The organism is Gammaproteobacteria bacterium (genome assembly GCA_021647245.1).
In the GTDB taxonomy this organism is placed as follows: Bacteria; Pseudomonadota; Gammaproteobacteria; order RBG-16-57-12; family RBG-16-57-12; genus JAFLJP01.
The window spans coordinates 39705-54189 of sequence record JAKIVC010000023.1 but is presented as its reverse complement, the minus strand read 5'-3'; the positions used below and the strand labels follow the sequence as shown (position 1 = coordinate 54189).

Annotated in this window: 14 protein-coding genes; all 14 read right to left on the bottom strand. The window is 47.8% G+C overall.

Annotated elements, in window-relative coordinates:
* Positions 1-165: 165 nt before the first annotated feature.
* Positions 166-1122, bottom strand: coding sequence for an RNA polymerase sigma factor RpoS (gene rpoS / locus L3J94_08170; GenBank protein ID MCF6218716.1), 957 nt, complete (start codon positions 1120-1122; stop codon positions 166-168).
* A gap of 14 nt (positions 1123-1136) precedes the next feature.
* Positions 1137-1826 carry a peptidoglycan DD-metalloendopeptidase family protein gene (locus tag L3J94_08165; protein MCF6218715.1) on the bottom strand — a complete coding sequence of 230 codons (690 nt, stop codon included), beginning with the start codon at positions 1824-1826 and terminating at the stop codon, positions 1137-1139.
* A 44-nt stretch (positions 1827-1870) separates the two neighbouring features.
* Positions 1871-2425, bottom strand: a complete 555-nt coding sequence (locus L3J94_08160) for a DedA family protein (GenBank protein ID MCF6218714.1) — start codon at positions 2423-2425, stop codon at positions 1871-1873.
* Positions 2426-2446: 21 nt separating this feature from the next.
* Entirely contained in the window at positions 2447-3106 is a 660-nt protein-coding gene (locus L3J94_08155; protein ID MCF6218713.1) for a protein-L-isoaspartate(D-aspartate) O-methyltransferase, read from the bottom strand.
* Entirely contained in the window at positions 3103-3861 is a 759-nt protein-coding gene (gene surE / locus L3J94_08150; protein ID MCF6218712.1) for a 5'/3'-nucleotidase SurE, read from the bottom strand. Before surE ends, L3J94_08155 begins: the two co-directional genes overlap by 4 nt.
* A 553-nt stretch (positions 3862-4414) precedes the next feature.
* Positions 4415-4723, bottom strand: coding sequence for a DUF3301 domain-containing protein (locus L3J94_08145; protein MCF6218711.1), 309 nt, complete (start codon positions 4721-4723; stop codon positions 4415-4417).
* Complete coding sequence (gene recD, locus L3J94_08140; GenBank protein MCF6218710.1) at positions 4723-6573, bottom strand: exodeoxyribonuclease V subunit alpha; 1851 nt, start codon at positions 6571-6573, stop codon at positions 4723-4725. Before recD ends, L3J94_08145 begins: the two co-directional genes overlap by 1 nt.
* A gap of 17 nt (positions 6574-6590) precedes the next feature.
* Positions 6591-7166 carry a CDP-diacylglycerol--glycerol-3-phosphate 3-phosphatidyltransferase gene (gene pgsA, locus L3J94_08135; GenBank protein ID MCF6218709.1) on the bottom strand — a complete coding sequence of 192 codons (576 nt, stop codon included), beginning with the start codon at positions 7164-7166 and terminating at the stop codon, positions 6591-6593.
* A 3-nt stretch (positions 7167-7169) separates the two neighbouring features.
* Positions 7170-9008, bottom strand: a complete 1839-nt coding sequence (gene uvrC, locus L3J94_08130) for an excinuclease ABC subunit UvrC (protein ID MCF6218708.1) — start codon at positions 9006-9008, stop codon at positions 7170-7172.
* A 98-nt stretch (positions 9009-9106) separates the two neighbouring features.
* Entirely contained in the window at positions 9107-10189 is a 1083-nt protein-coding gene (locus L3J94_08125) for a DUF1972 domain-containing protein (GenBank protein MCF6218707.1), read from the bottom strand.
* A gap of 104 nt (positions 10190-10293) precedes the next feature.
* A complete protein-coding gene (locus tag L3J94_08120; protein MCF6218706.1) occupies positions 10294-11292 on the bottom strand; it encodes a sulfotransferase in 999 nt (332 codons plus the stop codon).
* Complete coding sequence (locus tag L3J94_08115; protein ID MCF6218705.1) at positions 11292-12401, bottom strand: sulfotransferase; 1110 nt, start codon at positions 12399-12401, stop codon at positions 11292-11294. The genes L3J94_08120 and L3J94_08115 overlap by 1 nt, the downstream gene beginning before the upstream one ends.
* Complete coding sequence (locus tag L3J94_08110) at positions 12329-13246, bottom strand: NAD-dependent epimerase/dehydratase family protein (GenBank protein ID MCF6218704.1); 918 nt, start codon at positions 13244-13246, stop codon at positions 12329-12331. Before L3J94_08110 ends, L3J94_08115 begins: the two co-directional genes overlap by 73 nt.
* Entirely contained in the window at positions 13243-14460 is a 1218-nt protein-coding gene (locus tag L3J94_08105) for a glycosyltransferase family 4 protein (protein MCF6218703.1), read from the bottom strand. The genes L3J94_08110 and L3J94_08105 overlap by 4 nt, the downstream gene beginning before the upstream one ends.
* Between the last annotated feature and the right edge of the window lie 25 nt (positions 14461-14485).

Here is a 14485-nt window from a genome sequence, read left to right as displayed (position 1 = left end):
AATTCTGGCGTTCTTCTTCTGATAACCGAATGATGTATTTCTTTTTCATGAGCACCCTCAACAAGATATTGACCAACCATGAGAAGGAATTTTAACACTAGGCAATATCACATTGAAAGAGTACTAGTACATCAACCATCTTATGTTACCGGGTCAGTTGATGTACTAATTACTATCCAGCAGCGCATCCATTGAGAAGCCCTCGCGAGACATAATCTGGCGCAGTCGCTTCAGCGCCTCCAACTGAATTTGGCGCACTCGCTCACGGGTAACACCCAGCTCAACACCCACCTCTTCAAGGGTAAACACATCGTAGCCATTAAGGCCAAAGCGGCGTGACAACACCTCGCGCTGTTTCTCACTCAACAAACCTAACCAGTGCTCGATACTGTTACGCACATCTTCATGTTGCAGGCTTACATCCGGCTCATTGCCGTGATCGTCTGCAATGCCATCAATAATAGAACGGTCAGTATCACGCCCCATCGGCACATCCACTGAAGTTACCCGCTCATTCAGGCTGATCATACGCTGAATCTCTTCTACCGGCTTATCGAGCATCTCGGCAATCTCTTCAGCGCTGGGTTCGTGATCGAGTGTTTGCGACAGGTGGCGCCCGGCACGCAGATAAACATTGATCTCTTTCACGACATGAATCGGCAGGCGAATGGTACGGGTCTGATTCATAATTGCCCGCTCAATGGTCTGGCGAATCCACCATGTGGCGTAGGTTGAAAAGCGAAACCCCCGCTCTGGGTCAAACTTCTCAACTGCTTTGATCAGCCCCAGGTTTCCCTCCTCAATCAAATCAAGCAGAGCCAAGCCCCGGTTCAAATAGCGCCGTGCGATCTTGACCACCAAGCGAAGATTACTCTCAATCATCCGTTTGCGGCAGTTTTGATCACCTCGCTGTGCCCAGCGTGAAAAATGAACCTCCTCCTGAGCCGTCAACAGTGGGGAGAAACCAATTTCATTTAAATAGAGGCGTGTGGCATCCATGTCACCATCCGATACCTCTCCTTTTTCAAAAGTGACCTCACCCGTAGTTGTACTATCAATAACCTCTGACTTTTTATCCAGATTTTTGTTATTGTTATTTTTTTTATCCCGACCTGACACCATACTCTCTACACCTGCTATCTATTTTTTCTCGGCAAAAATTTCATAGGATCAACCGGTTTCCCTTCACGCCTTATCTCAAAATGCAACATCACCTGGCGAGCACCACCGCTCCGCCCCATAGAGGCAATTAACTCACCCCGCTTCACCTGCTGCCCCTCTTTGACCCGGTTTTCATCATTATGTGCGTAAGCACTCAGGTATTGAGTGGAGTGATTGATAATAATCAAGTTACCCATCCCCACCATCCCGGTACCACTATACACAACCTTACCTGAGGCCGCCGCAAACACGGGCTGCCCCCGCTTGCCCGTGATATTGATCCCCTTATTCAGTGCTGAATAGGAAAAATAGTGCAACACCTTGCCCTGCGTGGGCCACTGCCATGTGATATCCCTGTTATCGGCGGAAGATTTAGAAGAAACTTGAGGGGTTAACGCCCGCGCCGTCACGGACTCTTTAACCGCTGGCAACGGCTTTGAGGCGGCAGCCTTTAGCGATGGCTGAAACACCACAATATCCCCAGGAATTACTCGCAAACGCTGCCCTACGTTCACACCATAAGGTGGCGGAATACCATTCCATTTCGCCAGCTCACGGTAATCGTGCCCATACAACCAGCCCACCGAATAGAGTGTTTCACCCGGCTCTACCACATGGTAGACGTGGCCGCCACAGCCCGACAGCACCAGCAGCAAAGCAGCCATTACAAGCCACTTTTTCATCAAGCGATAAAGAGGCACCACTCAGCCTACCGACCGAATATCAGGTAGGCAACCACCAACAGCGCAACCAACCCCCAGCCAATGCGATCAATATTTTTTCTTATTGCCGACTCCATTCGCTCACCACCCCACACAATCAAACCTGCCACCAGAAAAAAACGCGCTCCCCGCCCCACCAATGAAGCGAGAATAAAGGGCAAAAGCGGCATCGCAATCACACCGGCACTGATCGTAAAAACCTTGTAAGGAATCGGTGAAAATCCCGCAATCAGAACAGCCCAGATACCGTATTCATCAAACCACTGCTGTGCTAGCAGATAGCCGTCCCAGTAGCGTTGATTGCCCTGCAACCACGCCTCAATCATCTCAAAAGAGAACATTCCAATCACATAGCCCAGCACACCACCGGCTACCGAAGCCACCGTGGTAATCAGTGCAAACCACCACGCCCGCTGGCGACGTGCCAGCGCCATCGGTGCCAGCATCACATCCGGTGGAATCGGAAAAAAAGAGGACTCGGCAAAACTCAGCCCCGCCAGCCCCCAGCTGGCATGACGATGCTCTGCCCACTTCATCGCCATACTATACAATCTTGAAAACACTTAACTAACCCCGCCTACTAATGGAACAAAACTCACATAATCCAGCACCTGTTGCTGAAATCCCTCTTCAGTGTGCGTAATCAGCAGCAGATCTTGCCGCCCCGGTGGCCCCACCGGAATCACCAGACGACCACCCACTGCCAGCTGCTTTTTAAGTGATTCTGGCACCTGTTCCGGCGCAGCCGCCACCAAAATACCATCGAACGGCGCTCGACTCTCCAGCCCCCATGCACCATCACTGTGGCTCACCCGCACATTACGAATGGCCAATTTACGCAGATGGCGCTGTGCCATCTCCACCAACGGCTGAATACGTTCCACGCTGTAAACCTGTTCGACCAGTTGGGAGAGCACCGCCGCCTGATAGCCGCAACCGGTTCCCACCTCCAGTACCCTCTTCATCTCACTGCCCTGCAACAGCAGCTCGGTCATTCGCGCCACGACATAGGGCTGGGAGATCGTTTGACCATAACCGATGGGAAGCGCGGTATCTTCATAAGCACGGCTGGCCAGTGCTTCATCAACAAAAATATGGCGCGGCATCTGACGAATCACCTCCAACACCCGATGATCCTTAACGCCACCCTCCATAATGCGCCGAACTAAGCGGTCGCGGGTACGTTGCGAGGTCATGCCGATACCCTGATGTGAGTGATTCATGACCACGCCAAACTTCCCACCCGCGAGCGCAGCTCATCCAGTACACCGTGCTGAGTAAGATCCACATGCAGCGGCGTTAATGACACATAGCCGTTTTTCAACGCATCAAAATCGGTTCCCGGCCCAGCATCCTGTTCAGGCCCGGCAGGGCCAACCCAGTAGATAGCACGGCCACGAGGATCCTCCGACTTAACCACCGGTTCGGCACGGTGGCGCTGGCCTAAACGTGTCACCTTAACCCCTGCCAGTTGATCCATGGGCAGGTCTGGCACATTAATATTTAAAATGGTATTGGCGGGCAAATCGGTCAATTCGAGCTGTTTCAACAGTTTCACCACCACTTGACAAGCAGTCGAAAAGTGCTGGTATGGGTACTTCCCCACCAGCGAGACCGCTATGGCAGGCAAGCCTAGAAAACGCCCCTCCATCGCCGCCGCAACGGTGCCGGAATAGAGTGTATCATCCCCCATATTGGCACCGGCATTGACACCCGAGAGCACAATATCCGGCTCATAATCAAGCAACCCGGTAACCGCTAAATGAACACAATCAGTGGGGGTGCCATCAACACAAAAGCAGTTACTATCCACCTCTGTCACCCGCAACGGCCGGTCCAGTGTCAACGAATTACTCGCACCACTCCGATCGCGGTCAGGTGCCACCACGCACACCTGTGCGATTTCAGCCAATGATTGCGCCAGCGCTCTAATCCCCGGGGCAAGGTACCCGTCATCATTACTCAATAATATTTTCACGTAAAAAATCTTGTGTAGTTATCCAATAATTCAATAGATTACAATGAATCACACACTCAAAGTACCTCTTTATCCCCTCTATTTTACGAACCCGGGTAAAACAGGGAATATTTCCCGTGGAACAACCCTAGTACATCAACCCTCTTATATTGCCTAGGAGGCTGTCGGGCTTAGGTGATCGTAGCGAGGGAAAGCCATTTTGAGTCCATTTTTTTGATCGTTTGAGGCGAATATTGAGCATATTCAACGAAAATGATCGAAGAAATGGGCCTGAATGGCTTTTCCGCAGTAGATTCACCCTAAGTCCGACAGCCTCCTAGTCAGCGATTCTGTGGCATTTCGCATCAAGGCATAGCTCGCGGGTAATGGTTATTTCCTTGACAAGCGCTATAACGCCGAGGCGGAGTGCCACAGAAACGCCCGCAAGGTGGGTCTGTCAGTACCCATGGCGGCGTTGCGTTTCTTGTAAAGGGAATAACCATTCCCTGCGAAGCGCGCCTTATCATGGGTACTGACAGATCAACTGACCAGGCAATATAAGAGGGTTGATGTACTAGTCACGACTCAACATGGTGAGCTGTTGTACCGTTGGCCCGAGCATGACAACCAGCCCCTCTTGGCGGTCACCGCCACCGGTGCTGTAGTCAAAAGCATATTCACGGCGCAGCTGAATTCGCCCGCGGAGATTGCGTCGCGGCCAAATTTTTTTCAATACCACCGCTTGATCCAGATAGTTCCAGCCCTCTTTTTCACACGCTTTTTTGCAATATTTCACGGCAGCTTCATGAGCACGCATGGAGTCGAGCCAAAACCAAACAGCCAGCCCAACCAGCACCATAAAGATCAAAAACTCTTTGTCCATCAATATCTCAGCGCCTCTGTCAATCCACTGGCTCGTGCAGTCGGGCGATTAATGGCCCGTTCAAATATTGAGGGGTGCGACCAGATCTCCACCCTTTTTTTAGCACGGGTAATGCCGGTATAGAGTAGCTCTCGGGTGATAACCGGCAGCGCTTCATCGGGCAGTAGCAAAATGATCTGCTCAAATTCGGAGCCCTGGCTCTTATGTACCGTCATCACATACGTTGTTTCATGCTGCGGCAGACGGTTGGGTAAAATTTTACGCAGTGAACCATCAGCCATCATGAAGAAGGCACGCAACCTGCCTCCATTGTCACTGTCTGGCCAAATCAAGCCAATATCTCCATTATAGAGCTTTAGCGCAGCATCATTGCGGGTAATCATTACCGGTCGACCGGCATAAAAGCGCTGACGATTATCGATTAAACGCTGCTGGTTAAGCGCCTTTTCCAGCCGTTGATTGAGTTGCTGAACCCCAAACACCCCTTCACGCAGAGCACACAGAATACGGAAGCGGTTAAAAGCCTGAAGTGCATCCGCAGGATTATCGCAATGAAGGTAGTGACGGTAATACGCAACCCCCTGCTGAGCAAGCCGGTGTGGCAGCTGCTCGGCTGTGACACTCTCCAACTTGATATTATCGTTAAACAGGTCATCAAAGCTGGCAAGTGCTTTTTTTGCTTTTCCGGCGTTTACCGCCATCGCTAACATTCCGATACCACCTGCACCATCAAAGCGATAACTTTTTCGTAACCAGACAATGGCGTCATTCAAGGGTGAGTCAAGCTCTTTAAGCGCTACAAGATGGTTTCCGGTCAGCGCCTGCAACTGCTCACATATTGCGACAGAGTAGCCGTCACGCAGCCCAGCCGCGCAAATATCACCCAACACGCTACCCGCCTCTACCGAGGCCAGTTGATCTTTATCACCCAACAGAATCAACCGGCAGTGCAGGGGAAGTGCATCCAATAAGCGCGACATCATGGGTAGATCGATCATTGACGCTTCATCGATCACCAGCACATCCAGGTGCAGTGGATTGTCACGGTTATGGCGAAAGCTCACCTTGCCCGGTATGACACCCAGCAGGCGGTGCAAGGTAGTCGCCTCGTCGGTGATCGCCTCACGCACGGTATCTGAACAGAGTAGTTGGCTCTTCTTTTCCCGGATAGACTCACTGAGTCGAGCGGCGGCCTTTCCTGTGGGTGCGGCCAGTGCAATACGTGGCGGGGTTGCCTCTTGCTGCTCAACCAGGAGTGCCAGCAGTTTAACCACGGTGGTGGTTTTGCCGGTACCAGGCCCTCCTGTGATCACTGAAAACGGTTTAAGCACCGCAATGGCCGCCGCGATTTTCTGCCAATCAATCGACGCTGGGCTATCCGGAAAAAGTCGTTGCAAGCCTGCCTTAAGAAGTGACAAGTTTGCCTCAACCACTTGAGAGGCATGTTGGTTTAACGCAGCCGCAGTAGCGGCTTCGAAGTGCCAATATTTTGCGAGGTAGAGCCGGTCTGCGGCATCAAGCACCATCAACCCATGATCGCCTGGGAGAGCAACCTGCTTGCACCCCCGGAGTGCACTGCGCCATACCGAACGCTTAGGGGCTAATAGTGTTTCTGTTTCGGGATGCCGGTCACTGCCAAACAGCGGCTGTCCAGCAAATTTTTTTAGCTCAATACAGAGATGCCCCTGCCCGGTTTGGTTGCTCAGTAAGGCGGCGGCCAGCAGCACTTTTGTGCTGACATCGGGGGATTTTTCGGCAATAAAACGGGCGAATTGATAATCCAGGTCACTAATCAACTTCAGGTTGGCGCACTGTTTAAGGTGGCTCAGGATGCTGTGCGGTTCCTGCATTGCTGTCGCCATCGCCCTTATGAGTCGTGCTTGTTAAGAATTGGCCACGCAGCTTTCAAGTAGATAACCATTGAATAGAAAGTCAATATAGCTGAAACATAGAGCAGCACCAGCCCTGCATCCGCCGCTGAAACGCCCACAATCGGCGCCTGATAAAGCAACAGTGTGATGGCGATCATCTGTACGGCTGTTTTCACTTTGCCAATCATCGAGACTGCGACAGCGGCGCTTTCGCCAATTTCGGCCATCCATTCGCGTAACGCAGAAATGGCAATTTCACGACCGATGATAACAATGGTAGGCAGTGCCAGAAAGATGCTATCGGCACTGGTCGGATTGCGTTCCACCAAAATAATAAGCGCAGCCGCAACAATCAGCTTATCTGCAACGGGGTCAAGAAAAGCACCAAATGCCGAGGTTTGATTCCAACGGCGCGCCAAATAGCCATCCAGCCAATCGGTAACAGCCGCCACCATAAAAACCACGGTGGCAGCAAAAGCTGACCATTCAACCGGTAGATAAAAGAAGATAACCAACACCGGAATGGCCAAAATCCTGCCGTAGGTCAGTATATTGGGTATTTTCTCTTTCATTTTTTATACATCATCCTGGTGAAACTGATCATAAATGCGTTGTGCGAGCTCAGTGCTGATACCACTCAACTTAGCCAGATCTTCAACCCCGACACGCTTTATCTCCTGAATACCACCAAAGTGCTTTAAAAGCTGTTGGCGTCGTTTTGGCCCCAGCCCCGCAATACCTTCAAGCGGTGAAACATTACGTATTTTAGCACGTCTAGCACGGTGGCCGGTGATGGCAAAACGGTGAGCCTCATCACGAATCTGTTGAATCAAATGCAAAGCGGGTGAATCGGCCGCCAGTATAAAGGGGCTGGATGATGCGGACAAGAAAAGGCTCTCTTCTCCAGGCTTGCGGCTTACCCCTTTGGCAACGCCAACCAACAATACACCATTAATTTGCAGCTCTTCGAGCACCCCTTCTGCCTGACTCAGCTGGCCCTTACCACCATCAACAAAGAGAATATCTGGCATTGCACCTTCACCCTTCTTTAACCGAGTGTAGCGGCGCAACAGTGCTTGGCGCATCGCGGCATAATCATCACCGCCGGTAATATCCTTAATATTAAAGCGGCGGTAATCAGACTTAACAGGCCCCTGCCCGTCAAATACCACACACGAGGCCACCGTTCCCTCCCCCATGGTGTGACTAATATCAAAGCACTCCATTCGCTGCGGAATGGCATCCAATTGCAGCGCATCTTGTAGTGCTTCATAGCGCTGTCGCATATTAGCCTTGCTGGTAATCTGGCTACGCAGTGCCACACGCGCATTATTGGTCGCCATCTCTAACCAGCGACGGCGCTCACTGCGCACCTCGGTTGAGAGCTGTACGGCATAACCTGCCTGCTCACCCAGCAGCTTTGCCAACCAACCCATCTCATCCAGTGGATGGTTGAGTAAAATGCGCTTTGGTATTCCACCCTTTGCGTGATGAGCGGCAAGATAGTATTGAGGCAAAAAAGCGCCCAGCACCTCCGATGGTGTGGCATGTTGGGTCTGTTTTGGGAAAAAACTCTTATTTCCCAAATTACGCCCGCCTCGAATAAAGAATACCTGCACACAGGCGAGACCCTTTTCCACTGCACAGGCGACCACATCCAGATCCCCCCCCTCATTACTCACATACTGCTTCTCCTGCACACGGCGAAGATTGGCAATTTGATCACGGTAATCTCCCGCTTTTTCAAATGCCAAGCTGTTTGATGCGACCTCCATACAGGCCACCAGATCATTTATCACCTGCTCATTCTTTCCTTCAAGAAACATCACCGCATGGTTAATATCCTTTGCATAAGCCTCCTTGGTTACGAAACCCACACACGGCGCGGTACAGCGTTTAATCTGGTACTGCAGGCAGGGACGGGTACGGCTGCGATAAAATGTATCTTCACATTGACGCACTGGGAATATTTTCTGCAGTAAATTTAAAGACTCACGCACTGACCCCGCACTGGGATAAGGACCAAAGTAACGCCCTTTAGCACGTTTCACTCCCCGGTGATAACCGAGCCGAGGAAAATCATCATGGGTGGAGAGAAAAATAGAGGGGTAGCTCTTATCATCCCGCAGCAAAATGTTATAGCGCGGTTTGAGCTCTTTAATCAGATTATTTTCGAGTAGCAGCGCCTCCCCTTCGGTATGGGTGACGACCACTTCAATATTGGCAATTTGTGTCACCAATAACCGTGTTTTGGGGTTGTCCACACGCTTGCGAAAGTAGCTGGTGAGACGTTTTTTGAGATTTTTTGCCTTACCCACATAAATCACCACCTGCTCAGCATCCAGCATGCGGTAAATTCCAGGTTTACTGGTGATATTTTTCAGAAAATGGGGGGCATCAAACTTATCAGCCATGTGATTTTGCCGCATCGATGTTTGTCCAGCGTTACAGCTTCTTCTTTAAGTTTTGTGCTATACGCCTTAGGTTTTGCTTTTTCCTCATACGAAGCACCTCAATTTAATAAAGAAAAATACTGTTCAGCGACAGTTTCCCAAGTGTAGCGATTCTGAGCTAGCTCACGCATTTCAGATGCTATTTTTTGCGCCAATCTATCATCAACATTAACCACCTTATCCATCAGACTTTCAATGCTATTAAAGAAAATCGCACAATCATCGGTAGTGCTTCGGTTAAAATCACAATCAAAAGCCACTATCGGAATACCAAAATGCATCGCTTCAACAAGTGAAGGATTGGTTCCTCCTGCAGAGTGGCCATGCACATAAATAGAAGCTTGGGAGCGCAGTGTTCGAAGCTTTCCTAAATCATAAATCGGGTCTAATAAGTATAAATTATCACAGGTTGAAAATCGCTCATGAATACTCCGTCCGTATTCACTGTTACCCCAGTTACCCACCACGACTAGGGAGTGATTTTTCAGCTTCGAGAAGGCATCAACCATCATCTCAATATTATTTTCAGGTTCAATACGACACACTGAAAATGCATATTTCACTGGCAGATCATACTCAGTAACACTCTTCAATTCGGCGTTCATAACGTGGTCGCCACCGTAAGCAATAACGTGGCTATCAATACCATAAGTCGCTTTCACATAATCAGCAATTGCACCATTATCTGCAATCACTTCATGAGAAAAACGCACGGCCATCTTTTCGGATAGGCGCAGAAACCATTTCGCCAACCCTTTCCATTTCTGTCTGCGCCACTCGATACCATCAATATTGGTTATGATTTTGGCAGAGGAAAACAAGCGAACCAAAGGCAGCATGGTTGCACCTGAGACACCCAGCAAAAGAATCACATCAGCACGCCACATTGCCAGCAGCAGCGAGATCCAATCATAAATAATACTTTGTGCGCCATTGGCGTTGAGTGGAATATATTTGAGTTTTGCTGATAAAAAAGATCTCTTCTTTTCAGGATAACTTTTGCTGCTGCAATACACCGTCACATCGCACGGCAAGTCATTGGCATCATGAAAACGTAGCAAATTTTCCACCAGAGTCTCAAACCCGCCATAACTGGCAGGCACGCCGACAGTGCCAATAATGGCTATTTTTTTACTCTGCACCTGGAAAATCCTTCAAAATATTTGCCCAGAGGTTTTAGTAGTCCCAAATTTTAAGCACACAAAGGTGATGTAAACAGAAGAGCCATACATACAAACCACTTTTTTCATGACGCATATCCAAGTTGTCGCATGGTTTGCGTAAAAGGTTCTTGAATATTCTCAGCCAAAGGAAATGGCGATTTAGGGGGAGTTAGGTGCAATGTTTGCTGTGCATACTGACTAAACACTTCATCCTGGCGCAGTTGACAAAAATCAATAATTTTTTTCAACTCAGACTGGGCAGATACACATAACTCTTCATACTTCACGCGTAACACATGGCCTGGGTAACGCCTCTCTAGCTGCAAACCCTCTCTCATTGTCACAATCCACTCGACAGCGGCCATATCAACATGGTTCGTCCATTGCTTCATATCACCTACATACGACACCAAATCCTCATGCTGAGAAACAACCTGCTCCAAAAGAAGATTCCACTTGCGATTATTCACACCCCACCAGTCATGAATTTCCCCATTTTTTTGTTTCCCCAGCCTAGCAGACCACCCTTCTATCGAGTGACATGTATCCCAACCATTCCTGACCAAAAATAAAAACTTTGCATCCGGAAACAATGATTTTACAAACGGTACACGAAAAATCAACTCTGGGTATTTATCCACCACACGTTTAGAAAAAGTTGCGGTCAAATACGCACCAAACAAGCGATGTGCATTTCTCTTCATCAGCTCATCTACATCAGAAGCATTAAGGTAATATGAGGCACTCTTCCTACTATAGCTGCCAATCAAATCTTCATTCGGGTGAATCGCATGCCAAAGTGCTTTAGGTTCATTCAAAAATCCGACATCTTTATGCATAGACAACACGATACCTAGAATGGTGGTGCCACTTCGTCCTGTACCTAAAATAAATACCGGATTATCCGCTGTTTTTAACTGTGGAAGACGCTTGTAAAGCGAGAAGCTGGCAGATAGCAAAGGATTAATCCACTGGCCTCTGGTGGTTAGTGGTCTGCCTTCAAAAAGCAGGTAGCTTACAAGTCTAGAATAGAGTTTTGTGGGGCGTTTTTTTATGTAACGAGCATCAACTTGTGCAACCATTACGACATTTTCTCGTTGGGCTTTATCAATCGGCGGCGTATAGACCCTATCATGCTCTTGCTTCTCTTTAGGTTGAACAATAACGCCATAGATATTTTTAATATAAAAGTCACCATGTTTAACCATCTAAGCCAAACAGCTACAGAAACTGGACTAACCTTATAACCCAAACGCTTCATCTCTTGCGCTGTAACACGCTGACAAAGGTATAGCTCCACCTTTGATAAGCCCCCTTTTGACCATCCAGAGGCTTTTGAGTGATCAATGCCTATTTTACTATGGTCATCTGCACCTGCCGAAGAACCAACTTGTGGTACTTCTAGCATATTCGGCTCATAGGCCAAACCAACAAAATCGCACAACCTTCTAATTTCACCTTCAGGATTGTTTAGTAAACTCTCAAACTGAAGCGAAAAAAAACGTGGGTGCTTTTCAAGGCTTTGAGCTGTTTGCACAGAAGAGACCCACAGCTTTGAAATTGTATATGGATGATAATTCACCCATGCACGAAATGCCTCACGAATAGGGATGTTTTTTGCCCCCAAAAAACGTCTGCGCCACTTATTTTTTTGTGAAAGCAAAACATCTCTTGGGTCTCTTACTAGATTGATAATATATGCTTCTGGAAAAGATGAAAATATAGTTTCCGAAGCATACAGATAGCGTGGCGTTTGCTCACATGGAATACATTTTCCATTTTTCTTTGTTTCCTCCCTCAAAAAACGCTCATAAACTGATACAGGGTCCTTCTCGGTGCATAAGCTTAAAATTATTTTTGCATCATTACTGTAGCGCCCCCTACTTACAGGAGAAAAAAGGCCGTCTCTCGCAGAGGTTATTAGCCGCTCCAACATGCTTACAAGTTTTATATCATCCCAACAATTACGCTGGCTAACTATCCGATCATTGATCATCTGCTCAAAAAAGTGTAACTCACCAAATGTATGTACTTGACTACTCTTCCCAAAGACACGGCCTAGCATTGTTGTTCCACTACGACTACTACCGACAATAAAAATTATTTTATCATTGCCCATCACTTTACTTGAGCCCTCACCCATCCCCACGTTTTTGCCATGCCATCTAGCAAACTTATCTCGGGATTCCATTCAAACTCTCCTTTTGCTTTAGCAATATTCAATACCACTTTGGGTACATCATAGGAACGTCCTAAGCTATATTTGGGCTGAATATTTTGCTCGGTTACAGTTGAAAGCGTTGCCACTATCTCCTGAATAGAACACCCTTGACCACTGCCCGCATTAAACACACCAATAGCATGCGAGTGGCCAACCTTCTCACATAGCTTTGCCAAATCCTTTATATAGATAAAATCACGCACCACGCTGCCATCCCCCCAAACTTCAATGCTTTCACCAGCCACAACTTTAGCCATAAATGTGCCTATCACTCCTTGCACACCCGCATGCCCTTGCCGTTCACCATACGGATTAGAAACCCTAAGTACAGCATACTCAATACCATATAAGTGGTGATACATCTGCAAATAATTTTCGACTGCAACCTTCACCACACCATAGGAGCATATGGGTCGTAAAGGATGAGACTCTGAAATGGGTGAGTGCTCAGGAATGCCGTAGACCGTTCCACCAGAAGATAAATAGACAATACGCGAGACACTAGAGTCACGTACTAGATTTAGTAATTTAATTGTTCCAACCAGATTAGATTCAGTATCATAAACAGGGTCTTTATTTGAAGTACTTGGTACCGTAGTGCTGATCAGGTGATAGACCACATCAATGCCTTCCAGTGCTTCTGCCAATGCGGGCACATCATCAAAGGGAGACAAACGATAATCAACTTGAGTCAACGGGGCTCTAAACTTCTCCACACCACGATCAAACACCCTCACTGAGTGACCTTGAGCCAGCAGATGATCCACAATATGCGAGCCAATAAAACCATTTCCACCAAGAACTAGAGCTTTCATGATAGTACTTCAGTATATATTCCATGAAGCGTTTGATATAGGCTCTGGTCGTTAAACTCACGATCAGAGAACTCTTTAGCCCGTTGACCCATCGTTTTAATACGCTGAGAATCATTCCACAACTCACGAACTGTTTGTGCCAAGGCTGCCGAGTCCGTCGCCTTATATATTAAACCTCGTTCGCCATGTGCGACCAACTCGGTAATCCCCCCCCGATTGGAGCCAACCACAGGCTTACCAAATGCAAAAGATTGATTAATCACATAAGGAAAATTTTCGTGCCAAATGGATGGAACCACAACAAAAGCACATTGCTTTAGCTCTTCATCCATCTCCTCCCCCCACTTCGCTCCCGTAAACACAATATTTTTCACACCCAAATTTTCTGCCATTTCTTTCAAGCTACTCAAATCAGGCCCATCCCCAACCAAGCGAAAAGAAACCTGTGGCAATTGAGCCGCCGCTTGCACCAATATATCCACACCTTTCTCATCAATAATACGTCCGAAAAATAACACCGAACCTTTAGGGGTGTAAGTTGCTTGATATTTTGTACTATCAAAGGGGTTGCGTAGCTTACGCCAACGAAAAGTATCTTTACCCCAAAACTCTTCTGTTTTGTGTGCCATAAACTCGCTTGAAAATAGGAATGTATGTATATTTTTGCGGTAAATATTCAAATAATTATGCACATATGCTTCAATGCCGCTTGCTACACTGTAAACCATCGAATCATGGGCGCACCGGTTAACCACTGCACGATAAAATTTACCGCCTTTGCACTCTTCACAAATCTTTCCACGATGATAAAGCTTATAACTTGGGCAAATATGCTTATAGTCATTGCAACTCATCACCACAGGAATACCCGCTTCCCTCGCCGCATCCAAAATAGAAGGGGTAAGCTTCACATAAATAGCAAAGGCATGAATAATATCCGGTTTAAAATCTTCAATCAGCCTTGCCATTGCTTGCTTGGATTTTTTTGAATAAACCATAGCAGGGAAAGCTTGTATCTTCTGCGCAAAACCACCCGATTGATAATCCACACTTTTGGGAAAGTAATCAGCCCACTGCGTGTCCAAACCACCTTCTTGGCATGAGAAATAAGCGACCTCATGCCCATTTTTTTCTAATACACGCCCAACCCCACGGTAGAATACTTCAGCGCCACCTGTGATCGTATAATTATTATGTGCTAATAATACTTTCATGATTAAGTTATAACTCTCAAAGTCG